This is a genomic window from Pseudoalteromonas sp. SK18, assembly GCF_001974855.1.
GTDB lineage: Bacteria > Pseudomonadota > Gammaproteobacteria > Enterobacterales > Alteromonadaceae > Pseudoalteromonas.
In genome coordinates, this window is record NZ_MTQB01000011.1 from 81573 (window position 1) to 104481 (window position 22909).

The following is a 22909-nucleotide window of genomic DNA, read 5'->3' on the forward strand; positions in this document are numbered from 1 at the left end:
GGCTACTCCTGCGTACTAGCGATTGGCGCTGAGAAGCTTAGCTCTTGGTTAGCTCGCAAGCGCTGAACGCCTTCAACAACTAACGTATCGTTTGGCTGTAATGCCCCTGATACGAGTAAGCGCCCAGCCAAGCGTTGCTCTATTTTCACATCAACCCGGGTAGCTTTGTTATCCACACTCGTCCACACATATGGACCCGTTGCGCCCCACAGTAGTGCTGCTTCTGGAATAGCGGCAAAGCGTTGACCTAATACTTTTATATGTACTCGAAAACTCATACCCGGTAAGAATTGTTGATCTTTGTTATTTAACTTTGCTTTGACTCTTAAGGTACGAGTTTGTGGGTCTATACGTGAGTCTAAATAAGCTATTTCTGCCTCAACAGGCGCTTGCGATTGCCATGGGAACACGCGTACACTAGCATTATTTCTGAGCATCGCAATCGCTGATTCAGGCGCGTTAAAATTAATGTATAACTGGCGGGTATCATCGATGCTAGCAATCATTGTTTGTGTTGTGATTCTGTCACCTACTTCGACGTCGGTCAGTCCCATGGTGCCATTAAAAGGGGCACGGACTTGGCGGTCTTCTAATTCAGTTTCGGCTTGAGTGAGAGTAACTTTTGCAAGCTCCACGATGGTTTTTGCATCATCTACATCACTTTGTGGCACAGCTCCCTTAGCTTGACTTTGCTTCAACCGCTTTAAAGTGCGCTGGCTATCGGCTAATTTTATTTTAGCCTCTTCAAGGGCCGCTTTTTGCCTACGTGAATCTAGCTCAAGTAAAATATCACCTTCTTTAACCTTATCGCCAGGTTTAAAATGAACCGCTGCTACTTTGTCACCTACGGCAGGATATAAAATAACAGAATGGATAGCTTCAGCATTACCAACAGCCTGAACTTGCTGTTGGGCTTGTTCCATAGCGATATTCTCGACGACCACGTTTGCACCATTTACTGGCAAACTAACCGATAAAAACAAGGCCGTTATGCCAATTAAAAGATTTTGCGACTTCAAAGGATCACCCTAATTAATTATTATTTCCATTATGTTACGCAGTTTAACACCTCTATGATCAATAAATAGCTTAGTACGACAAATTAGCAAAACAACACGCTGAAATTAAACACCCACGTATTTACTACACATTCTTACACCAGCCTACAAAATCACCACATATTTTATGCGTATTTAACATTATGATTTAGTTATTAGAATGAAGATGAAAGGAGCATTCATGAAAAAAAGTATCATTATGGTTTTACTGCTTAGTGGCTGTGCATCACAAGGGGTCGATCGTACAAGTCAAAATCAACTAATTAAACGCTATTATGCCTATATTAATTCAGAGCAAAAAGTAACGCTCTCCTCAGAAGTAGGAACAGGCATAGCCGCGGGAGCGGGATTTGGCTTTGTTGACAGCTTAGATGGTAACAGCGAAGAAATGATTGGTGGCGCTATTGTTGGGGGTTTAGTTGGAGGGTTATTTACTGCCTTATTTGAGGGAGGTAATACAGCTTATCAGTATAATTTATACGCTGTTGATGAAGGTGAATTTACGGTTATTCAAAAGAAAAAACTCGGTAAAAACACAAAATGTGTTCTTGTTAACTCAGCTAATAAAATTACCCTTACACCGGTAGATAGTAGTTTTTGTATTCGTTGATTAAGCTCAAAAAAGTATCAAAGTTTATAGTCGCTAAGCAATGTAAGCTCGCTATTTCTAAATCTCTGGTAAAGAAAAAACCTCAGTATTTACTGAGGTTTTTTAACGAATAAATATACGCGTGGTATTATTTATTTCGCTGTGCGTCTTTTTGCGCTTTTTTAGCTTCTTTACGTTGTTGTAAAGCAGCTTGAGCTTCATTACCAATGTGGCCTTCGCCGCGAGCTTGAGCCAACTCTATTTGCTTTTGACGCTCAGCAAAACGAGCGCGTTGCTCGTCGGTCACATCATCAATACAGTGATGACACGACACCCCTTCCATATATTCAGGCTTTTGCTTTTCTTCTTCTGTAATAGGCATCCGACATGCGTGGCATTGATCGTATGAGCCTTTTTGTAAGTCATGATTTACCGCTACACGGTTATCAAATACAAAGCACTCGCCTTCCCACATAGTGTCTTCTTTTGGTACTTCTTCTAAGTATTTTAATATGCCGCCTTCAAGGTGGTATACCTCATCAAAGCCTTGTTCTTTCATATAAGCTGTTGATTTTTCACAGCGAATACCACCAGTACAAAACATAGCTACTTTTTTATGCTTTTCTGGGTCGAGATTTTCTTTGGCCCACTGCGGAAATTCGCGGAACGTCTTCGTGTTTGGATCGACCGCGTTTTGAAACGTACCAATTTCAATTTCATAATCATTTCGGGTATCAACAAGAATAACCTCTGGATCAGAAATAAGGGCATTCCATTCATTTGGCTTAACATAACTGCCCACTACTTTTAATGGGTCAACGCCCTCAACGCCCATAGTCACGATTTCTTTTTTAAGTTTTACTTTAGTGCGGTAAAACGGGCATTCGTCATCATATGATTCTTTAGTAACAATATTGTCTAAATTAGGCTGGGTGTCTAACCACGCCAATAAGTTATCTATGCCTTCACGTTTTGCAGATACAGTGCCGTTAATTCCTTCTGCGGCAATTAACAAAGTACCACGCACGTCGTTTTGCTCCATTACATTAAGTAAAGGTTGGCGAAGTGCTTCAAAATCAGGTAAAGAAACAAATTTATACAGTGCGCACACAACAAAGTGATCGCTGGTTACATTATCTTTATGGATAGCAGTCATGGTTTTCCTATTTTGCCTTTAAACCCCGCAAGGGGCGTTTACCGAATCGTAAATCCGGCGCATATGGGGCGCGTATTTTACGCTTTTTTTATTTAAATGCAAAAAAATGGATGATAATGCGCTTTTTACTGTTAGCGCAGTGGCTCAGTGGGCTATAATGCGCGGATAAATTTACAAGACTTGCTCATATTGGAGAAATATACATTGCACTTTACTGATCTTGGGATTGATACTCGCCTAGAAACACAATTAGCGCACCAAGGGATCACCCAGCCTACCGATATTCAAGCCCATGCTGTGCCAACGGCACTGGCTGGACATGACATTTTCGCTCAGTCAAAAACTGGGTCAGGCAAAACTTTAGCGTTTTTATTACCTGCAGTGCAGCGAGTAATGAAACAAAAAGCACTCAGTAAACGTGATCCTCGTGTACTTATTGTTGCTCCAACTCGTGAGCTTGCAACCCAAGTGTTCACCCAACTCCGATTACTTATTGCCGGTACCAATATCAAGGCAGTTAAAATTCTCGGTGGTGAAAACTTTAACGACCAAATTAAAGCACTGCGCAACGACCCACATTTTGTGGTTGCTACACCAGGACGCTTAGCCGATCACTTAAAGCAACGCTCTTTACAGTTAAGTGGCTTAGAGCTACTTATATTTGATGAAGCTGACCGTATTTTGGATTTAGGTTTCACCGACCAGCTTAAGTTAATTAATGAACTGGCAGATCACCGATTACGCCAGACCCTATTGTTTTCAGCGACATTAGATCATGCTCAAGTAGATGCCCTTTCGCGTAATTTATTAAAAAAACCAAAACAAATTATGCTCAGTGCAGCCAATGAGCAACACAGTGATATTAAACAAACATTGTATTTAGCCGATCATCTTGATCATAAAGAAGCGCTACTTGAGTATTTTCTTAATCAAGACAATGTAGGGCAATGCATTATATTTACCGCTACACGTGCTGATACCAGTCGATTAAGCGAGTCACTAAACAGTAAAGGCTTTAAATCTGTCGCCTTAGCAGGCGATTTAACCCAAAGTAAACGCCTAGATATTATGGATTCGTTTAGCCGTGAAAACTTTAAAATATTAATTACTACAGATGTTGCATCTCGCGGATTAGATTTACTCAGTGTGACCCATGTTATAAATTTTGATTTACCAAAACACGCTGAAGAATACGTTCACCGAATTGGACGCACAGGCCGTGCTGGTTTTAAAGGCAACGCGCTATCACTGGTTGGTCCTAAAGATTGGGCAAGTTACTTAGCAATTAAGTCATTTTTAAATGACGAACTGTCGTTTGCGGTGGTTGATGGTTTAAAAGCGAAATTTAAAGGCATCAAAGAGAAAAAAGTGACGCCTGTTAAACCGATTAAAAAAGTAGTGGCTGACAAAAAGCCACAGCAAAAACGCAAAGCGAAACCTAAAAAGCCAGCAGCCCCAATTAAAGCACCACTCAACATTGATGGTGATACCCCGATGCGTCGTAAAAAAAAGCCTGAGCAGGAATAATTATGAGTTACCTTGGAACTACCCAAACCCTATTTGTAAAAGAAGTCAGTAACGAAGGTGCCTACTTAGATGGCCATGACTTAGGTGAAGTATTTTTACCAAAACACGAAATTAAACATGAGCTTGAAGCTGGTGATAGCATCAGCGTTTTTACCTTTTTAGATAACGCAAATCTGCCAACAGCAACAACTAAAAAACCACACGCACAAGTCGGTGAATATGCCCTACTTCGCGTTAAAGAAATAAACAGTATTGGTGCTTTTTTAGATTGGGGCTTAGAAAAAGACGTACTTGCACCATTTAATGAACAAAAACCACGAATGCAAGAAGGTTACTCGTATTTAGTACGTTTATACCTAGATAATGCCAGTCAGCGGATTTGTGCTTCAACCAACTTTAATCGCTTTTTATCAAAAGACGAGCCGCAATATAGCCACTTGCAAGAAGTTGACTTAATTGTTGCAGGTAAAACTGATATTGGCTACAAAGTGCTTATTGAAGAGTCTCATTTTGGTGTTGTATTTTACAACATGGTATTTAAAAACCTATTTGTTGGCCAAAAACTCAAGGGCTTTATTCAAAAAGTACGCGAAGACGGAAAAATTGACGTCATACTTGAGAAGCCAGGTATGGGTAAAGTCAGTGAGCTTGGCGAAAAAATTATGGAAAAACTAAAAGATGAAGGTGGGATATTAGCTATCGGCGATAAGTCTGAACCTGAATTAATTAAAAAAGTTTTTTCGACCAGTAAAGCAAACTACAAAAAAGCCATTGGCGGGTTATTCAAACAAGGCCTAATTGATATTGAAGCTAAGTCTATTCGTTTAAAATAACTAAAAATAAAAAAGCCACCTATGACTAAGCTTAGGTGGCTTTTTAGTATCTGAAATTTATAAAGTAAGATTTTTATACGGTAAAGTGCAGCGTGAATATTGATTTGAGTATTCAATTAACTCTTTTTTAGAATCAATATTTAATGGCGCTAACCGAAATACTTTATCAGTACATTGATCTTGCATCTCATCATGTGCGGCAACACAATCACTACTGCTAACATTAATTCCCGCTAACACCCCTTCATTTGTGTAACACAGATGCTGGGCATAGTTTTGTGCGACTTTTTTAAACTTAAATAAATCAACGGGGTATTCTGAAACTAAATCGGTAACATTCGAAACACCGTCATACATTTTAGTTGAAAAAACATATTTATTAACAGCAAAGCCACTAATGATAATTACAACTAAGAAAATTATTATACGCAAAGCTAGTTCCTCACTGCATACCCTTAATTTAAATGTAGCACAAAGAAAAGCAGTTGTAAGGAACTGCTCGTAATTATGCACATTTTAAATTTAGGCTATTGATTTATTTACGTCACTTAATACTTGCACCGGGTTTTGTGCCTGAGTAATAGGACGCCCTATAACTAGGTAATCACTGCCAGCTTCAATCGCTTCTTTAGGTGTCATTATACGTTTTTGGTCGCCAGCATCACTACCAGCAGGACGAATACCTGGGGTGACTAGTTTAAACTCGTCTCCCAATGCTGCTTTTAAACTTTGTGCTTCTTGTGCTGAACACACTACACCATCAAGCCCTGCTTGTTTGGTTAGTTTTGCTAAGTGCATCACTTGCTCTTGTGGTGATTTACTAATGCCTAAACGTTTAAGCTCTGCTTCATCCATGCTGGTTAAAACGGTCACTGCAATCAATAATGGGGCTTTATCACCAAATTGTTCGAGTGCTTGCTTAGCTTTATGCATCATTTCAAAACCACCACTTGCATGAACATTAACCATCCACACGCCCATTTTAGCTGCAGCAGTTACTGCTTTAGCAACAGTATTTGGAATATCGTGGAACTTTAAATCTAAGAATACATCAAAACCTAAATCAACTAGCTCTTTAACAAATTCAGGGCCGAAATATGTGAACATTTCTTTACCCACTTTTAATCGACATGTATCCGGTGATAACTGTTTAACAAATGCTAAAGCTGTTTGTTGATCATCATAATCAAGCGCGATAAGAATTTTTTTTGATTGTTCGAAAGACATAACTATCCTACTAGTGTGCGAAAAGTATAAAGATTAAAATCCGTCTAAGCCTCTGCTGGGCACAATGGTTTCCCAGTGTTTACACGAAGGGCAATTCCAATAAATGGTGTAACTTGTAAAGCCACAATGCTGACATTGAAAGTCAGGCTTGGTAGCAATATATGAGGTAACAAGTTTATCTATTTGATTAAGCACATCTTTGGTATTTTTATTTTCGGCGCTCATTAACTGCAGTAAAAAACTAAAGCCACGTATGGTAGGTTGACGTTTTAAACTATCGGTTAAAAATTCAAAGGCTTGTTCAGTGTGGCCTTGCTCAAGCAATGCTTGGCAATGCTGTATTTTTATCATCACCCCACCCTTATCTAATAACTCTGCAACGAGTTCATGAAACTGATGAGTTAATTTAAGCTGCTTATAACTATGCGCCAACTTATCAATAAATAATGGCGCAAAAAAGGTAAATTGGCAGATGAGTTCTCGCCAGTAGTAAATTGCTTTTACGTAATCTTCTTTTGTATAGGCAGTTAAACCAAGCTCATAGAGTGGTCTGATTGTTTTAAAGTTTAAGCTAATAGCTTTACGCATAAGTTGTGGATTATTACTGGCAATAGCATGCTCACAGTAAAAGTTTGCGATGGCTTTAAAATGTTGTTCTTTTGAAAAAAGCTCGCTATGAGCCTCAAACATATTAATGCCTTTTTCCCATTCACGGGTCTGTGAATATAAAGAAATTATCGGATCGAGGGAATCAACATGATTATTTTTAACTAGCCATATTAAATGTTCTTCTGCGCTATCGAGTAAACCCGCCATAATATAGTCCTCGGCTAATTCCAAGCGGCTATTAGCGGCTTGTTTTTCGTTAAGACTTGGGTGTTTTAGCAGGAGTTCGTGTATTTTTATTGCGCGGTCAAGCTCACCACGACGACGAAACATGGTAGCTAAGGTAGAATAGTGTTCAACAGAGTCAGCAGCTACTTCGAGCAAATTAATTAAATGCTCAAGCCCCTGATCTTCTTCTCTGTCCAGTAAGAACTTTAACCCTTTACTGTATTCAGAGGTAATTTGACGATTAAATTGATGAGCCTGATTTTTAGCACTGTTTTTTCCCATGATCCAGCCATAGCCGGCAGCAACAGGAAGCAGTAAAAATAACAGCTCAATCATAGTTAGGTGTCTTTGTTGGCAATACGCTTTTTATTATCTTTTTCAGGCGTTAATTGCTTTTTTAAACGGTAATTTTGCCACTTTAATTGCGTAAACAATTTAAAACTCACAAAACAACCCACTACAACACCTAGTAAAAAGCAGATACTTATTATAACGGCTAAAGGTAATGTATTACTGGCTATTATATAGTTAATTTGTGTTAATTGTGGATTTTGCGAACCCAATACAAATGCACCAATTAAAAAAAGTGCTGCCAGAATAATTTTAAATACCTTGAACAAGTAACCACTCCAATTAGTTTACTAAGCAATGCTCTCGTTTACACGATCACGTAGTTCTTTGCCTGGTTTAAAATGAGGTACATGCTTACCATCTAACTCTACAGTTTCACCTGTTTTAGGGTTACGGCCTGTACGAGGCGCGCGGTAATGCAAAGAGAAACTTCCAAAACCTCGGATCTCAATTCGATCTGAAGAAGATAATGAGCCGGCCATTTGTTCAAGAATTTCTTTAACAGCGTTCTCAACATCTTTCACAGGAATATGTGCGTGTTGTTCAGCAAGTGTTTCTATCAGTTCTGACTTAGTCATAGCGTTTCCTTAAAAAGAAATAGTGGAAGGGCATAAACTGCCCTTCCAATTAAAAGACTATAATTAATTAGTCTTTTTGTGCATTTGCGAAAGCAGCTGCCATTGCGTTTTCAAACACTGGCTCTTCTTTCTTAAGCTTCTCTAGTACTTCTTTCTCTTCTGCTTCGAAAAGAGCTTTAACAGATAAGCTTAAAGTGCGGTTCTTACGATCAACACCAACGTATTTAACTTCGATTTCGTCGCCTACAGAAACAACAGTAGTTGCATCTTCAACGCGCTCTTGAGCGATATCAGCTACACGGATGTAACCTTCAACGCCTTCGATAAGTTCAACAGTTGCGCCTTTCGCATCAACTTCAGTCACTTTACCTTTAACAATAGCACCTTTTTTGTTTGCATCAAGGTAGTTATTGAATGGGTCAGCTTCGATTTGCTTAACACCTAGAGAAATACGTTCACGCTCTGGGTCAACTTGCAATACGATAGCAGTGATTTCGTCGCCTTTCTTGAATTCACGTACAGCTTCTTCGCCAGGTGTATTCCAAGAAATGTCTGAAAGGTGTACAAGACCATCAATACCACCGTCAAGACCGATAAAGATACCGAAGTCAGTGATTGATTTGATCTTACCAGTAACTTGATCGCCTTTGTTTTGTAGACGAGCAAATTCCTGCCAAGGATTAGCAATACATTGCTTAAGACCAAGAGAAATACGACGACGTTCTTCGTCGATTTCAAGAACCATAACTTCAACAGTGTCACCTAGTGAAACAACTTTTGAAGGGTGGATGTTCTTGTTAGTCCAATCCATTTCAGAAACGTGTACTAGACCTTCAACGCCTTCTTCGATTTCTACGAAGCAACCGTAATCAGTAAGGTTAGTTACACGACCAGAAAGTTTAGAACCTTCTGGGTAACGACCAGCGATAGCTGCCCATGGATCTTCGCCAAGCTGTTTAAGGCCTAGAGATACACGAGTTTTATCTTTGTCGAATTTAAGAACTTTAACTGCGATTTCGTCGCCAACATTAACGATTTCTGAAGGGTGCTTAACACGCTTCCACGCCATATCAGTAATGTGTAGTAGGCCATCAACACCACCAAGGTCAACGAACGCACCGTAGTCAGTAAGGTTCTTAACGATACCTTTAACTTCTTGACCTTCAACAAGGTTAGCAAGAAGCTCTTCACGTTCTTGTGAGTTTTCTGATTCGATAACTGCACGACGTGAAACAACAACGTTGTTACGTTTTTGATCAAGCTTGATTACTTTAAATTCAAGCTCTTTGCCTTCAAGGTGAGTTGTGTCACGTACTGGACGAACATCAACAAGTGAACCAGGTAGGAAAGCACGGATTGAATCAACTTCAACAGTGAAACCGCCTTTAACTTTACCGTTGATAACACCAGTAACAGTCTCTTGCTCTTCACATGCTTTCTCAAGACGGATCCACGCTTCGTGACGCTTAGCTTTCTCACGAGAAAGGATAGTTTCACCGAAACCGTCTTCGATTGCATCTAGTGCAACATCTACTTCGTCGCCAACAGCAACTTCTAGTTCACCAGCAGCATTTTTGAACTGCTCTGCAGGGATAGCACTTTCTGATTTAAGACCAGCATCTACAAGTACAATGTTGTTCTCGATTGAGATTACTGTACCTTTAACGATAGAGCCTTGCTCTGCTTCAAAACCCTTTAAGCTTTCTTCAAATAACTGCGCAAAATTTTCTGACATACGAATATACGTCTCATATATTAATACCAATAAGCAACCATGCTGCATGGGGTTGTTAAAATAGCACTGGCGTCCTGCTGGTGCATAAAATGTGTTTAGCTTCGTTTAGGAAGCTTACCTTCTGAGATGCTTGAATCTAATAAAGTTATAACTTTATCAAATACTTGCTGCGCGTTGAGTTCGCTAGTATCAAGCTCAATCGCATCCTCTGCAGGTACAAGCGGCGCAACGGCGCGATTCATATCGCGATCATCACGTGCTTGAATGTCTTGTAATAGACCACTTAGTGTAACATCAAGCCCGCGCTCATTCAACTCAACAAAACGTCGGCGAGCACGTTCTTCTGCACTAGCAGTTAAAAATATCTTTAATGGCGCATCAGGAAATACCACAGTACCCATATCACGACCATCAGCAATTAAGCCATTTTCTGTCCTAAACGCACGCTGGCGACGAAGCAACGCTTCACGAACTCGTGGCAATGCCGCCACTTTAGACGCCGCAGCTCCCACTTCTTCATTACGAATAGTGGTCGATACGTCTTCGCCTTCTAAGATAATCTTTCCTGCATTAGTGTCACTGTCTATCAAAAACTGCACATCTAGATTAGCAGCTAATGGAACCAGTGCTTCTTCGTTATCTAACGCAATTTGGTGATGAAGTGCTGCAAGTGAGAGTACGCGATAAATTGCACCGCTATCTAACACATCCCAGCCTAATTTTTCAGCCAATAGGCGACAAACAGTTCCTTTACCAGAACCACTTGGGCCATCTACGGTGATTACGGGCATTAATAACGCCGGCATTTAAAACCTCCTTCAATGCACACCAAAATAAACCGCCACATTATACGTCAATTAATAAAGATTATCCGCTTTTAGTATGTAACTTTTTATAAATACTTATAAATAGCCTATTTACTGACAGATGCTAACACGTGGAAAAATGTTGGGAATGTCTTATAAGTACAAGCTGGATCGTTAATCGTTATGGGCTTGCCCCCTACCGCAACCAGTGCAAAACACATAGCAATACGGTGGTCATCATAAGTATCTATCGCCACATTATTAAATTGTTTTGGCGGTGTGATCTCAATAAAGTCGTGCCCTTCAACCACTTCTGCACCTACTTTTTTAAGCTCAGTGGCCATTGCATGTAAACGGTCAGTTTCTTTTACCCGCCAGTTATAAATATTGCGAATTGCGGTTGGGCCTTTGGCGAATAAGGCAACTGTGGCCAAGGTCATTGCAGCGTCGGGTATAGCATTAGCATCAATATCAATACCGTTAAGCTCGCCTTTACGCACAACTAAGCGCTCGTCATACCAATCAATTTTGACTCCCACTTGCTCCATAACGTTGGCAAAGCCAATATCACCTTGAACTGATTTAGCACCGACACCTTTAATTTCTATTTCGCCACCGGCAATCGCTGCAGCAGCAATAAAATAAGAAGCAGAAGAAGCATCGCCTTCCACCATAATACGCTCAACGGCTTGATACTGCTGTGCACCTTTCACAAAAAAAGTACTGTAATTCTCATGTTCAACGGTGACACCAAAACGCGCCATTACATCAAGTGTAATATCAATGTAAGGCTTAGAGACTAACGTGCCTTTAATTTTAATTTGAGTATCGCCTTTAAATAACGGTGCAGCCATAAGCAGTGCCGTTAAAAACTGGCTTGAAATACTACCGTCGATTTCGACTTCACCACCCGCTATTTGCCCGCCGACAATTTTAAGTGGCGGATAGTCTTTATTTTTTAAATAACTAACATTACCACCTAAGGCTTGCAGTGCATCAACTAAGTGACCAATTGGTCGCTCTTCCATACGTGGCTCACCAATTAACTCATACTCCCCAGCAATCGCTGCAAGCACGGCCGTTAACGGACGATATGCTGTACCAGCATTACCTAAAAACAGTGGTTCAGTTGGCGTTTTAAATACGCCACCTACACCTTCGACGGTCGCGATGGTTCGCTCATCATTAAGTGTTACATTTACACCGAGCTGCGCTAATGCGCCCAACATATGACGAATATCATCACTGTCTAATAAGTTTTCTACAACCGTGGTGCCGTAAGATAATGCTGCTAATAATAGAATTCTATTTGACAAGCTCTTTGAGCCCGGCAATGTCACACTGCCATTAACTTGTGAAATAGGGGCTAAGGAAAGTTGCTCCATTAACTATTCTCCTTGGCGAAGTTAGCCATAAAATCAACTAGGGCTTGTACGCCTTCCAATGGCATCGCGTTATAAATACTGGCACGCATACCGCCAACAATACGATGACCTTCAAGCGCTAACAAGCCTGCTTCTTTTGACTCTTTTACAAACTTATCATTTAAGCTTTCATCAACCAGCCAAAATGGCACATTCATACGTGAACGGCAATGCTTCGCTACTTTATTGGTATAAAAATCTGAATCATCAATAAAATCATAAAGCAGCTGCGCTTTCGCAATATTATGTGCTTCCATGGCTTTTACACCGCCATTTTGTTCAAGCCATGCAAATACTTCAGCTGCTAAATACCATGCAAATGTAGGTGGGGTATTGAACATGCTACCTTGTTTTGCTTCAAGGGCATAATCTAAAATACCCGGCTTGGCGAGCCCTTCACGCTCAAGTAGCGTTTTGCGAACAATCACAATAGCAATGCCCGATGGACCGATATTTTTTTGCGCACCAGCGTAGATTAAGTCAAATTGATTAACGTCAATTTCGCGCGATAAAATAGTCGACGACATATCAGCAACAATTGGCGCCGTTGGGTGACGTGGTACATCAAAAATCTCTAGGCCATCTACTGTTTCATTGGGGCAGTAATGAATATATGCAGCATCGGCTGGTAAAACCCAATCGGCTACCTGCTTGATAGAAAATAAACCGTTATCATCATTACGTACATCAATAGCGTGGGTTTGAGTGAACTTATCGGCTTCGCTAGTTGCACTTTTTGACCAAACGCCATTTTCACAATACACCGCCTTTTTTCCATCAAAGTGGAGGTTTAAAGGCACGGCACTGAATTGACCTCGACCACCACCGTGCATAAATAGCACTTCAAACTCATCACTAATATTCATTAAACGACGCAGACTAGCTTCACACTTCGCCGTTAATGCTAAAAATTCTTTACTGCGATGGCTCATTTCCATTACTGAAACGCCAAGCCCTTGCCAGTCTAAAAACTCTTTTTGTGCTTTTTGCATTACAGCCGGTGGTAACATTGCAGGACCCGCACAAAAATTATAAATACTCATTACCTTTTCCTCATTCCAGTAATTTACTGTTTAACTTGAATTAAACTAATTCAAGTGTCTTTAGTTTTTTTCAACTACATAAAAAAAAGCGGCCAAGGCCGCTTTTTTCAATCTCAATTATTCTGAAGGAGGATTATCATCCGCTACTTCATCTATAACCGTATCTACTGTTTCAACGTCTTCGATATCAATCAAGTCACTTTCTGTCACTTCAATCTCTTCTATACGTTGTAAACCAACTACTTGCTCTTCGTCAATAGTTCTGATCAAAATAACACCTTGGGTGTTACGTCCAACCGTAGAAACTTCATTAACGCGAGTACGTACTAAGGTGCCACGATTCGAAATAATCATTATTTCGTCGTTGTCATCAACTTGTACAGCACCAACAACGGCACCATTACGCTCACTCACCTTAATGGATACAACACCTTGTGTTGCACGACTCTTAGATGGGTAATCTTCAAGTTGAGTACGCTTACCGTAACCATTTTCTGTCACTGTTAATATTGCACCATCGTTCTTCGGTACAATTAGTGATACAACACGTTGATCGTCAGGCATCTTAATACCACGAACACCCGTTGCAGTACGACCCATAGGACGTACACCTTTGAAGCGAATCTCAGGCTTACCTTCTTCATCAAGAACAGGGTTACCATTTTCATCAACTACCGTGGTTTCTTCAGCTTCTTTAAAGCGTACAACTTTACCCGCATCAGTGAACAACATAATTTCGTTGCTACCATCGGTAATATCAACACCAATTAAGCTATCACCTTCGTTTAAGTTAACAGCAATAATACCGCTTGCACGTTGACGGCTGTAGGCCGTTAATGGTGTTTTCTTAACCGTACCAAATGCTGTAGCCATAAAGATGTATTTATCATCTTCATAATCACGTACAGGTAAGATAGCTGTAATACGTTCATCTGCTTCAAGTGGTAATAAGTTAACAATTGGCTTACCGCGCGCTGCGCGACTTGCAAGTGGTAACTGGTACACTTTAAGCCAGTATAATCGACCCGCAGTAGAGAAACATAAAATAGTATCGTGCGTATTGGCAACAAGTAAACGTTCAATGAAATCTTCGTCTTTCATCTTAGTTGCTGACTTGCCTTTACCACCACGACGCTGCGCTTCGTAATCACTTAACGCTTGGTACTTAACGTACCCTTCGTGTGACAAGGTCACAACCACGTTCTCTTCGTTAATTAAGTCTTCAAGACTAATATCGTGTGCAGCGGCATTGATTTCAGTGCGGCGCTCATCACCATATTGTTCTTTAATTTCAACTAACTCGTCGCGAATAACTTCCATTAGACGATCTGGGTTTGCCAAAATAAACAGTAGTTCAGCAATCAAATCAAGTAACGTTTGGTACTCAGTTAGAATTTTTTCGTGTTCAAGACCCGTTAGTTTGTGTAGACGTAGATCTAGTATTGCTTGAGCTTGCTGCTCAGAAATATAGTACTGACCATCACAAATACCAAGATCGCTTGCTAGCCAATCTGGGCGAGCTACATTGTCTTCACCTGCTTTATCAAGCATGGCTTTAACATTACCTAATTCCCAAGGACGCGCTGTTAGTGCAACTTTTGCTTCAGCAGGCGTAGGCGACTTACGAATAAGTTCGATAATTGGGTCAATGTTTGCTAGTGCAATCGCTAAACCTTCTAGCGTATGTGCACGGTCGCGAGCTTTGCGTAAATCAAACACCGTACGACGGGTAACAACTTCACGGCGGTGAATAATAAACTCTTCAAGCATTTCTTTTAAGTTGAAACACTTAGGCTGGTTATTAATTAACGCAACCATATTCATACCAAACACAGTTTGTAACTGAGTTTGTGAATAAAGGTTGTTTAAAATAACTTCACCTACGTCACCACGTTTGATCTCAATAACGATACGCATACCGTCTTTATCTGATTCATCACGTAATGCGCTGATCCCTTCAATCTTTTTATCTTTAACTAGCTCAGCGATTTTTTCAATCAAACGGGCTTTGTTAACTTGGTAAGGGATTTCATGAACAATAATCGTTTCGCGGCCGGTTTTCTCATCAGTTTCGATTTCAGCACGCGCACGCATGTACACTTTACCGCGACCGGTTTGATAAGCTTGTTCAATGCCTTTTTTACCGTTAATAATTGCCGCAGTTGGGAAATCTGGACCTGGAATGTAATCCATTAACTCAGTAATGGTTAATTCAGGATTTTGAATAAGCGCTAAACAGCCATTCACTACTTCTGTTAAGTTGTGTGGCGGAATATTTGTCGCCATACCAACAGCAATACCCGACGAACCATTGACTAACAGGTTAGGTATTTTAGTCGGTAATACATCAGGAATTTGCTCTGTGCCATCATAGTTAGGCACAAAATCAACCGTTTCTTTTTCAAGATCGGCTAATAATTCGTGCGACATTTTTGCCATACGTACTTCTGTATAACGCATTGCCGCTGCTGAATCACCATCAACCGAACCAAAGTTACCCTGACCATCAACTAGCATATAACGTAGAGAGAATGGCTGAGCCATACGTACGATGGTGTCATAAACTGCACTGTCGCCGTGTGGGTGGTATTTACCGATTACGTCACCGACCACACGGGCCGATTTTTTGTAAGGCTTGTTCCAGTCATTACTAAGCTCGTTCATTGCAAACAAGACGCGGCGGTGAACAGGTTTTAAACCGTCACGTACGTCTGGTAATGCACGTCCTACAATTACACTCATGGCGTAATCTAAGTAGGAGTTTTTTAACTCGTCTTCAATATTGACTGGCAGAATTTCATTGGCGAGATCAGTCATTTGATATCACATTCCTTCAGTATCAGCTCTCAACAACCCAGTATTAGGTATTAAGAGTGTTTGTTATTATTTCTAAGCAGCCATGCTATCACAATTAATTTTAATTTACAGGCGCAAAACTTTGCGATTTATCAATTTAGCCCTATATAATGGCCTCAGATTGACGAGGAAGTATTTTATGACCGAACATCAAAATGTAGATAACGCAGAAATAGCAAAGTTTGAAGCCATCGCAGAGCGTTGGTGGGATTTAGAAGGCGAATTTAAGCCGCTACACGAAATTAATCCATTACGATTAGATTTTATCGCTGACAAAACTAAAGGGTTATTTGATAAAGAAACCTTAGATGTAGGATGCGGTGGCGGCATTTTAAGTCACAGCATGGCACGAATGGGCGCAAACGTAACAGGTATCGATATGGGGCAAGAGCCTTTAACTGTAGCTAAGTTACACAGCTTAGAAACCAGCGTACCCGTTGAATATATAAAAGTACCTGCAGAACAATTTGCTGATGAGCACCCTGAGCGCTTTGATGTAATCACTTGTATGGAAATGTTAGAGCACGTTCCCGACCCTGCTTCTATTATTCATGCGGTCGCTAAATTAGCAAAACCAGGGGCCGATGTATTCTTCTCTACCCTTAATAAAACCCCTAAAGCTTATTTATACGCTATTGTCGGTGCAGAAAAACTGTTAAAAATGGTGCCAGAAGGTACCCATGATCATAAAAAGTTTATTAAACCCGCGCAATTAATCGCATGGGCAGAACAAGCAGGCTTAAAAGTACGTGCCAGTGCAGGGTTAAGTTACAACCCACTTTCAAAGCAATATACGGTTAATGATGATGTTAGCGTAAATTATATGCTGCACTTTGAGAAGTTAGCGTAATGACAAGCTTGCAAACACCTACTAGCCCGATTGAATATCAAGCATTGCTGTTTGACTTAGATGGCACTTTACTCGATACCGCTGATGATTTAGGCGCCGCGCTAAATAGTGTGCTGCATAATCATCAACAGCCCCAAGTGGGCAGTGATATATATCGACCCGCAGCTTCAAATGGCGCAGCAGCATTACTTGCTGCTGGTTTTAAAGAAGCTTGGGCGCAACAACCGCAAGAGCAACTTTTAACGGAGCTAGTTGCACACTATGCTGCCAATATTGCCACCCACACCCACTGTTTTGTTGGTATAGAGCAACTTCTCATTGCACTTGATAATAAAGGGATCCCGTGGGGTATTATGACAAATAAGCCTGGTTTTTTAACCGATCCTTTAGTCAAAGCCATTCCTGCGTTAAAAAATGCGCGAATTGTGATAAGTGGTGATACCTTAGCAGAATCTAAGCCCTCACCCCTTCCTTTATTACATTGTGCTGAGCAAATGAGTGTTGATCCTTCGCGCTGCCTATATATAGGTGATGCACAGCGAGATATACAAGCAGGAAAAGCAGCGAATATGCACACCGCTACCGCACTATGGGGATATGTACCGAGTGTAGACGAGGCATTGGCTTGGAATGCAGATTTTAATTGGCATAGCCCTATTGATGCATTTAACCACATATAGTGCCATGTTAATTAATAAACACTACATATTGTGATTGTGTTAGTTTTTACGCAAAGCTTGATGATAAAAAAAGCAGACAAAATTTATTTTTAAAAAGCGTAAATTTAATCTTTCCTTAGTTGATTTTTACAAATTTCAACTTAACCGAATGATCAAAGGTTAATGCCTACTAACACAATTACGTTATCCCAACGTTATCCACAATGAGAGCGGTTTCTGTCCCTTGCAAAAGATCACAGACCACACTATCTTGTGATCTCTAATTTGAACAACACCAGATATTGTGGCTAAATGTTATTCGATTAAATTTACCTATGCGGTAGAAATAACAATAAAAGAATAGGCACTGGGCGTTTTAAGTGCACTCATTGGTCAAAAATATTTAATTCCCAAGGAATACAGGCAAAACTATGAACCAACAGTTATCTGTAAGCAAACGTGACGGCCGTAAAGAGCCGCTTGATCTAGACAAGATCCATCGCGTTATTGAATGGGCCGCCGAAGGTTTAAACAACGTTTCGGTTTCACAAGTTGAACTTAAATCGCATATTCAATTTTATGACGGTATTCGTACTAAAGACATTCATGAGACGATTATCAAAGCTGCTGCGGATCAGATCTCAAAAGAATCACCTGATTATCAGTATCTTGCTGCTCGTTTAGCTGTATTCCATTTACGTAAAAAAGCGTATGGCCAATTTGAGCCACCGCGTCTTTTTGACCACGTTACTAACATGGTTGAACAAAAACGCTACGACGCACATTTGCTTGTTGATTACACAGAGCAAGAACTTGATGAACTAGATGCTTACTTAGATCATTCACGCGATCTTAACTTTAGCTATGCAGCCGTGAAGCAGCTTGAAGGTAAATACCTTGTTCAAAACCGTGTTACCGGTGAAATTTACGAAAGCGCACAGTTTTTATACATCTTAGTAGCGGCAAGCTTATTCTCAGATTATCCACGTGATACGCGTATTGATTACATCAAACGTTTTTACGATGCGGTTTCATTATTTAAAATTTCTTTACCTACGCCAATTATGTCGGGTGTACGTACGCCAACACGTCAGTTCAGCTCATGTGTACTGATTGAGTGTGGTGACAGCTTAGATTCAATTAATGCGACATCATCAGCGATTGTTAAATACGTTTCTCAACGTGCTGGTATTGGTATTAATGCCGGACGTATTCGTGCATTAGGTAGCCCTATTCGCAATGGCGAAGCGTACCACACTGGCTGTATTCCGTTTTATAAGCATTTTCAAACAGCCGTTAAAAGCTGTTCGCAAGGCGGTGTACGTGGCGGAGCCGCTACTTTATTCTACCCGCTTTGGCATTTAGAAGTAGAAAACCTACTGGTACTTAAAAACAACCGTGGTGTTGATGATAACCGCGTACGTCACCTAGACTACGGTGTGCAGTTTAATAAACTAATGTATTCGCGTTTAATTAAAGACGATTACATTACCTTATTCAGTCCATCAGACGTGCCGGGCCTTTACGATGCATTCTTTGAAGATCAAGATGAATTTGATGCACTTTATGTAAAGTATGAGCAAGACGAGTCAATTCGTAAAAAACGTATTAAAGCCATTGAACTGTTTTCTATGTTTGCTCAAGAACGTGCCAGCACCGGTCGTATTTACTTACAAAATGTTGACCACTGTAATACGCATAGTCCATTTATCTCGAAAGTGGCGCCTATTCGTCAATCTAACTTATGTTTAGAAATTGCATTACCGACTAAACCACTAAGTAATGTAAACGACGAAGAAGGTGAAATTGCCTTATGTACCTTGTCTGCATTTAACTTAGGCGCGATTGAGTCACTGGATGAATTAGAAGAGTTAGCTGAGCTTGCCGTTCGTGCATTAGATAACTTACTTGATTTCCAAGACTACCCAGTACCGGCGGCAAAAAATGCCACTATGGGACGTCGTACCCTAGGTATAGGTGTGATTAACTACGCTTACTACTTAGCTAAAAACGGTAAGCGTTACTCAGATGGCAGCGCAAATGCACTCACGCACAAAACATTTGAAGCGATTCAGTACTACTTAATGAAAGCATCTAATGAGCTTGCAAAAGAGCGTGGAGCATGTCCTAAATTTAACGAAACTACGTACTCACAAGGTATTATGCCAACAGATACGTACAAGCGTGATTTAGATAAAATTTGTGATGAACCACTGCACCTTGATTGGGATACGTTACGTGCCAGCATTAAAGAGCACGGTATGCGTAACTCAACGCTGAGTGCATTAATGCCATCAGAAACATCATCGCAAATCTCAAATGCAACCAATGGTATTGAGCCACCACGTGGCCATATTAGTGTTAAAGCAAGTAAAGACGGTATTTTAAAGCAGGTTGTCCCTGAGTACGAACGCCTTAAAGATAACTATGAATTACTGTGGGATATTCCATCAAACGATGGTTACTTACAATTAGTAGGCATAATGCAGAAATTTATCGACCAAACAATTTCAGCAAATACTAATTATGATCCAAATAGATACGAAGGCGGTAGAGTACCTATGAAAGTCTTACTAAAAGACTTACTTGGTGCCTACAAGCTAGGTGTTAAAACACTGTATTACCATAATACCCGCGATGGCGCATCAGATGCTCAAGAAGACACTCCAGAAGTGGAAGATGATGATTGTGCAGGCGGCGCGTGTAAAATTTAATAGTTAAACTTAAAGCGGGCGCCTTGCCCGCTTTGTCCTGATAGTTTTAGTGATAGTTTTTTGAGTGATAAACATGTCTTATACTACTTTTAGCAGAAATCATAATAACCAAATGCAAGAGCCAATGTTTTTTGGTCAAACCGTTAACGTGTCACGTTACGATCAACAAAAATACCCTATTTTTGAAAAATTAATTGAAAAACAATTGTCTTTCTTTTGGCGACCTGAAGAAGTTGATGTAAGTAAAGACCGTTTAGACTTTCAAGCGCTTCCCGATCACGAGAAGCATATATTTTTAAGCAACTTAAAATACCAAACGTTGCTTGATAGTGTTCAAGGTCGTTCGCCTAACGTAGCACTATTACCAATTGTGTCTATTCCTGAGCTAGAAACATGGATTGAGACATGGGCGTTTAGTGAAACTATTCATAGTCGTTCGTACACCCATATTATTCGTAACGTAACTCAAGCACCTGAACTCATTTTTGATGACATTGTTAGCAATGAAAAAATTAGTGAGCGTGCCGATGCCGTTACTACTTATTATGATGACCTAATCAATTCTGTATCGCTTTACAACCTATACGGTGAAGGCAAACACGAAATTAATGGCCAAACCGTAGTCGTTAATTTATTTGAGCTGAAAAAGAAATTGTACCTGGCCATGATGTCAGTGAACATCCTTGAAGCTATTCGCTTTTATGTGAGCTTTGCCTGTTCATTTGCGTTTGCAGAGCGTGAATTGATGGAAGGTAATGCTAAAATTATAAAGCTTATTGCCCGTGATGAAGCACTTCACCTTTCAGGTACTCAGCATATTTTAAATATCATGCAAGATGGCAAAGATGACCCTGAAATGGCGATTGTTGCCGCACAATGCCGTGAAGAAGCAATTAAGATGTTTGTTGAAGCCGCAGAGCAAGAGAAAGAATGGGCCGAGTACCTATTCAAAGATGGCTCGATGATTGGTTTGAATAAACACATTCTATGTCAGTACGTTGAATACATTACCAATGCGCGTATGACCGCGATTGGTCTACCTGCACAGTTTGGAAATAACAGCAACCCTATTCCATGGATCAACTCATGGTTAGTGTCGGATAACGTGCAAGTTGCTCCCCAAGAAGCCGAAATTAGCTCATACTTAGTTGGTCAAATTGATTCACAAGTAGATGCCGATGAATTTGGTGACTTTGATTTATAATGACTGATAGAACGACTGCAAGTATTACGCTTGCAGATAACAGCCAGCGTATTGATTTTGCCGCTGGCTGCCCTTCTCTTTTACATTGCCTAGAATCGAATAAAATTGATGCCGCTTACCAATGCCGTGAGGGATATTGTGGTGCGTGTCGTGCTACGCTTGTCTCAGGTGAAGTTAATTACAATGAAGAGCCGTTAGCGTTTGTTCGCGATGGTGAAATACTACTATGCTGTTGCAAACCAAATGGTGATATAAGTATTAATTTAAAGTGATCAGCAAAATCTAAAAGCACAGCAAAACAACAACGAGTTTATTACTATGCTTTTAAATTACGCTAAATGAGCTTAACCTTCTTCTTCAACCAAAGACTCTAATAAATCATGGATCTCTGATTTTAATTCTTTGTCTTCAATTTTATTCGCACTGATTTTAGCATCTTGCAGATTTTTAATTGCCGCTTCTTTATCACCCAGCTCAAGCTGTAAAGTAGCCATAGAAAAGGCAACAGACGACATATGATCTTTGTTATTAATTTCTATCGACTTCTGTAACGCTTTTTCGTAAGTCTCGATAGCTTCTTCTAGCTCTTCGGTGAAATCAGCCAATGTTTCCCACTGAACAGGGTGATCTTTCGCTGTATTTTCGTTTTCAATACAAATATCTTTTAGCTCAGCATATAAAGATTCAAACTGTTTAGTATCATTTTTATTAGCCGCTGCCATCAGCTTTTCCGCCAAATCGTGAACCGCTTTGTATACTTTAGTATTCATAATTACTCGCTACCTTATTAACGCGCCTTTTTGAGTTTTTAAGAGCGCCGTATTCGAAATATATACCTAATAGTACATTATTATTAAGCGATACGTTGTTACAAAAGTATTATAAGCGATAAAAAGCTGTTTAATTGAATCACGCCGACATTAGAGTGCTACACTTAATACTTACTTTTAATAGCAACAGTCAATATCTACCCTATGCAAAATTGCAATCAATGTGGTAAGTGCTGCACTAAATATGGTGCAGCAAATTTAGATACAAATCAGCAAGAAATTGAAATGTGGGCACTATTTAACCCTGAGATATTTCAATATGTTAAAAACGATAAGCTATGGTTTGATCCAAAAACAGGTGAGCAATTAACACAATGCCCATTTTTAGAGCTTGCCAGTAAAACATTTCCACAAGAGAAAGATAAATACACCTGCAGTATTTATCATGACCGCCCCCAAGATTGCCGACACTACCCTAGCTTAATTTCAGAAATGATAAACGATGGCTGTGAAATGCTTGAGCCTGCCGATAAACAAAATCATTTTAAAGCGCAAAAGACGTTAGACATACTAATGATAGATAGTCGCTCTTAAACTAATACATATAACAAATACATGAACTGTCATATTGAGCTGCTATTTTTAATTTATCGCTATTTTTTTGTCATTCAACGCAAATTTAAAAGTTATAGTAT

The 22909-nt window shown here is 40.0% G+C and carries 22 protein-coding genes; 9 read left to right on the plus strand and 13 right to left on the minus strand.

Annotation, left to right across the window (positions count from 1 at the left end):
* Positions 1 to 2: 2 nt before the first annotated feature.
* Positions 3 to 1019, minus strand: coding sequence for an efflux RND transporter periplasmic adaptor subunit (locus BW139_RS10110; protein ID WP_076919557.1), 1017 nt, complete (start codon positions 1017 to 1019; stop codon positions 3 to 5).
* Between the two features lie 220 nt (positions 1020 to 1239).
* On the opposite strand from BW139_RS10110, the gene BW139_RS10115 reads away from it, so the two are divergent.
* A complete protein-coding gene (locus tag BW139_RS10115) occupies positions 1240 to 1668 on the plus strand; it encodes a hypothetical protein (RefSeq protein ID WP_076919558.1) in 429 nt (142 codons plus the stop codon).
* Positions 1669 to 1795: 127 nt separating this feature from the next.
* Here BW139_RS10115 and BW139_RS10120 read toward each other — a convergent pair whose 3' ends face one another.
* Positions 1796 to 2803, minus strand: coding sequence for a rhodanese-related sulfurtransferase (locus BW139_RS10120; RefSeq protein ID WP_076919559.1), 1008 nt, complete (start codon positions 2801 to 2803; stop codon positions 1796 to 1798).
* Positions 2804 to 3007: 204 nt separating this feature from the next.
* Here BW139_RS10120 and BW139_RS10125 point away from each other — a divergent pair, with 204 nt between their 5' ends.
* Both BW139_RS10125 and BW139_RS10130 read left to right on the plus strand, forming a co-directional pair.
* Positions 3008 to 4330 (plus strand): DEAD/DEAH box helicase, encoded by a 1323-nt coding sequence (locus tag BW139_RS10125; RefSeq protein ID WP_076919560.1) that lies wholly within the window; start codon positions 3008 to 3010, stop codon positions 4328 to 4330.
* Between the two features lie 2 nt (positions 4331 to 4332).
* Positions 4333 to 5163, plus strand: a complete 831-nt coding sequence (locus BW139_RS10130) for a S1 RNA-binding domain-containing protein (RefSeq protein ID WP_010389931.1) — start codon at positions 4333 to 4335, stop codon at positions 5161 to 5163.
* 57 nt (positions 5164 to 5220) lie between these two features.
* Here the strand turns inward: BW139_RS10130 and BW139_RS10135 are convergent, their stop codons facing one another.
* The 10 genes from BW139_RS10135 to gyrA form a co-directional block, all read right to left on the minus strand.
* A complete protein-coding gene (locus BW139_RS10135; protein ID WP_254844962.1) occupies positions 5221 to 5595 on the minus strand; it encodes a hypothetical protein in 375 nt (124 codons plus the stop codon).
* A gap of 90 nt (positions 5596 to 5685) precedes the next feature.
* Positions 5686 to 6390: an orotidine-5'-phosphate decarboxylase gene (gene pyrF, locus BW139_RS10140; RefSeq protein WP_076919561.1), complete on the minus strand. Its 705-nt coding sequence runs from the start codon at positions 6388 to 6390 to the stop codon at positions 5686 to 5688.
* A 33-nt stretch (positions 6391 to 6423) separates the two neighbouring features.
* Entirely contained in the window at positions 6424 to 7560 is a 1137-nt protein-coding gene (gene lapB / locus BW139_RS10145; protein ID WP_076919562.1) for a lipopolysaccharide assembly protein LapB, read from the minus strand.
* 2 nt (positions 7561 to 7562) lie between these two features.
* Positions 7563 to 7844: a lipopolysaccharide assembly protein LapA domain-containing protein gene (locus BW139_RS10150; protein ID WP_076919563.1), complete on the minus strand. Its 282-nt coding sequence runs from the start codon at positions 7842 to 7844 to the stop codon at positions 7563 to 7565.
* A 21-nt stretch (positions 7845 to 7865) separates the two neighbouring features.
* Complete coding sequence (gene ihfB / locus BW139_RS10155) at positions 7866 to 8153, minus strand: integration host factor subunit beta (RefSeq protein WP_024600987.1); 288 nt, start codon at positions 8151 to 8153, stop codon at positions 7866 to 7868.
* Positions 8154 to 8220: 67 nt separating this feature from the next.
* Positions 8221 to 9888 (minus strand): 30S ribosomal protein S1, encoded by a 1668-nt coding sequence (rpsA, locus tag BW139_RS10160; RefSeq protein WP_002961176.1) that lies wholly within the window; start codon positions 9886 to 9888, stop codon positions 8221 to 8223.
* Between the two features lie 95 nt (positions 9889 to 9983).
* Positions 9984 to 10694: a (d)CMP kinase gene (gene cmk / locus BW139_RS10165; RefSeq protein ID WP_076919564.1), complete on the minus strand. Its 711-nt coding sequence runs from the start codon at positions 10692 to 10694 to the stop codon at positions 9984 to 9986.
* 107 nt (positions 10695 to 10801) lie between these two features.
* The gene (aroA, locus tag BW139_RS10170; RefSeq protein WP_076919565.1) at positions 10802 to 12079 is read right to left on the minus strand and encodes a 3-phosphoshikimate 1-carboxyvinyltransferase; all 1278 of its coding nucleotides are present in this window, start codon (positions 12077 to 12079) and stop codon (positions 10802 to 10804) included.
* On the minus strand, positions 12079 to 13161 hold the full coding sequence (gene serC / locus BW139_RS10175; RefSeq protein ID WP_076919566.1) for a 3-phosphoserine/phosphohydroxythreonine transaminase: 1083 nt from the start codon (positions 13159 to 13161) through the stop codon (positions 12079 to 12081). Before serC ends, aroA begins: the two co-directional genes overlap by 1 nt.
* Before the next feature lie 117 nt (positions 13162 to 13278).
* Positions 13279 to 15978, minus strand: a complete 2700-nt coding sequence (gene gyrA, locus BW139_RS10180; protein ID WP_076919567.1) for a DNA topoisomerase (ATP-hydrolyzing) subunit A — start codon at positions 15976 to 15978, stop codon at positions 13279 to 13281.
* Positions 15979 to 16156: 178 nt separating this feature from the next.
* Between gyrA and ubiG the strand changes: the two genes are divergently transcribed.
* The 5 genes from ubiG to yfaE all read left to right on the plus strand — a co-directional run bounded on the left by ubiG (position 16157) and on the right by yfaE (position 21716).
* The gene (gene ubiG, locus BW139_RS10185) at positions 16157 to 16867 is read left to right on the plus strand and encodes a bifunctional 2-polyprenyl-6-hydroxyphenol methylase/3-demethylubiquinol 3-O-methyltransferase UbiG (RefSeq protein WP_076919568.1); all 711 of its coding nucleotides are present in this window, start codon (positions 16157 to 16159) and stop codon (positions 16865 to 16867) included.
* Positions 16867 to 17547 carry an HAD family hydrolase gene (locus tag BW139_RS10190; RefSeq protein WP_076919569.1) on the plus strand — a complete coding sequence of 227 codons (681 nt, stop codon included), beginning with the start codon at positions 16867 to 16869 and terminating at the stop codon, positions 17545 to 17547. The genes ubiG and BW139_RS10190 overlap by 1 nt, the downstream gene beginning before the upstream one ends.
* A gap of 410 nt (positions 17548 to 17957) precedes the next feature.
* A complete protein-coding gene (nrdA, locus tag BW139_RS10195) occupies positions 17958 to 20240 on the plus strand; it encodes a class 1a ribonucleoside-diphosphate reductase subunit alpha (RefSeq protein WP_076919570.1) in 2283 nt (760 codons plus the stop codon).
* Positions 20241 to 20313: 73 nt separating this feature from the next.
* Positions 20314 to 21444, plus strand: coding sequence for a class Ia ribonucleoside-diphosphate reductase subunit beta (gene nrdB, locus BW139_RS10200; protein WP_076919571.1), 1131 nt, complete (start codon positions 20314 to 20316; stop codon positions 21442 to 21444).
* A complete protein-coding gene (gene yfaE, locus BW139_RS10205; protein WP_076919572.1) occupies positions 21444 to 21716 on the plus strand; it encodes a class I ribonucleotide reductase maintenance protein YfaE in 273 nt (90 codons plus the stop codon). The genes nrdB and yfaE overlap by 1 nt, the downstream gene beginning before the upstream one ends.
* A gap of 72 nt (positions 21717 to 21788) precedes the next feature.
* On the opposite strand, the gene BW139_RS10210 is transcribed toward yfaE, so the two are convergent.
* Complete coding sequence (locus tag BW139_RS10210; RefSeq protein WP_175611407.1) at positions 21789 to 22214, minus strand: tetratricopeptide repeat protein; 426 nt, start codon at positions 22212 to 22214, stop codon at positions 21789 to 21791.
* 204 nt (positions 22215 to 22418) lie between these two features.
* Between BW139_RS10210 and BW139_RS10215 the strand changes: the two genes are divergently transcribed.
* Complete coding sequence (locus BW139_RS10215; RefSeq protein WP_076919574.1) at positions 22419 to 22808, plus strand: YkgJ family cysteine cluster protein; 390 nt, start codon at positions 22419 to 22421, stop codon at positions 22806 to 22808.
* Positions 22809 to 22909: the final 101 nt, after the last annotated feature.

What these genes read in the sequence shown, in the direction of transcription:
- BW139_RS10115 (WP_076919558.1), top strand. Translation starts at nt 1,240, where the DNA reads ATGAAAAAAAGTATCATTATGGTTTTACTGCTTAGTGGCTGTGCATCA.
- BW139_RS10120 (WP_076919559.1), bottom strand. Translation starts at nt 2,803, where the DNA reads ATGACTGCTATCCATAAAGATAATGTAACCAGCGATCACTTTGTTGTG.
- BW139_RS10130 (WP_010389931.1), top strand. Translation starts at nt 4,333, where the DNA reads ATGAGTTACCTTGGAACTACCCAAACCCTATTTGTAAAAGAAGTCAGT.
- pyrF (WP_076919561.1), bottom strand. Translation starts at nt 6,390, where the DNA reads ATGTCTTTCGAACAATCAAAAAAAATTCTTATCGCGCTTGATTATGAT.
- lapB (WP_076919562.1), bottom strand. Translation starts at nt 7,560, where the DNA reads ATGATTGAGCTGTTATTTTTACTGCTTCCTGTTGCTGCCGGCTATGGC.
- ihfB (WP_024600987.1), bottom strand. Translation starts at nt 8,153, where the DNA reads ATGACTAAGTCAGAACTGATAGAAACACTTGCTGAACAACACGCACAT.
- rpsA (WP_002961176.1), bottom strand. Translation starts at nt 9,888, where the DNA reads ATGTCAGAAAATTTTGCGCAGTTATTTGAAGAAAGCTTAAAGGGTTTT.
- cmk (WP_076919564.1), bottom strand. Translation starts at nt 10,694, where the DNA reads ATGCCGGCGTTATTAATGCCCGTAATCACCGTAGATGGCCCAAGTGGT.
- aroA (WP_076919565.1), bottom strand. Translation starts at nt 12,079, where the DNA reads ATGGAGCAACTTTCCTTAGCCCCTATTTCACAAGTTAATGGCAGTGTG.
- serC (WP_076919566.1), bottom strand. Translation starts at nt 13,161, where the DNA reads ATGAGTATTTATAATTTTTGTGCGGGTCCTGCAATGTTACCACCGGCT.
- gyrA (WP_076919567.1), bottom strand. Translation starts at nt 15,978, where the DNA reads ATGACTGATCTCGCCAATGAAATTCTGCCAGTCAATATTGAAGACGAG.
- ubiG (WP_076919568.1), top strand. Translation starts at nt 16,157, where the DNA reads ATGACCGAACATCAAAATGTAGATAACGCAGAAATAGCAAAGTTTGAA.
- BW139_RS10190 (WP_076919569.1), top strand. Translation starts at nt 16,867, where the DNA reads ATGACAAGCTTGCAAACACCTACTAGCCCGATTGAATATCAAGCATTG.
- nrdA (WP_076919570.1), top strand. Translation starts at nt 17,958, where the DNA reads ATGAACCAACAGTTATCTGTAAGCAAACGTGACGGCCGTAAAGAGCCG.
- nrdB (WP_076919571.1), top strand. Translation starts at nt 20,314, where the DNA reads ATGTCTTATACTACTTTTAGCAGAAATCATAATAACCAAATGCAAGAG.
- yfaE (WP_076919572.1), top strand. Translation starts at nt 21,444, where the DNA reads ATGACTGATAGAACGACTGCAAGTATTACGCTTGCAGATAACAGCCAG.
- BW139_RS10210 (WP_175611407.1), bottom strand. Translation starts at nt 22,214, where the DNA reads ATGAATACTAAAGTATACAAAGCGGTTCACGATTTGGCGGAAAAGCTG.
- BW139_RS10215 (WP_076919574.1), top strand. Translation starts at nt 22,419, where the DNA reads ATGCAAAATTGCAATCAATGTGGTAAGTGCTGCACTAAATATGGTGCA.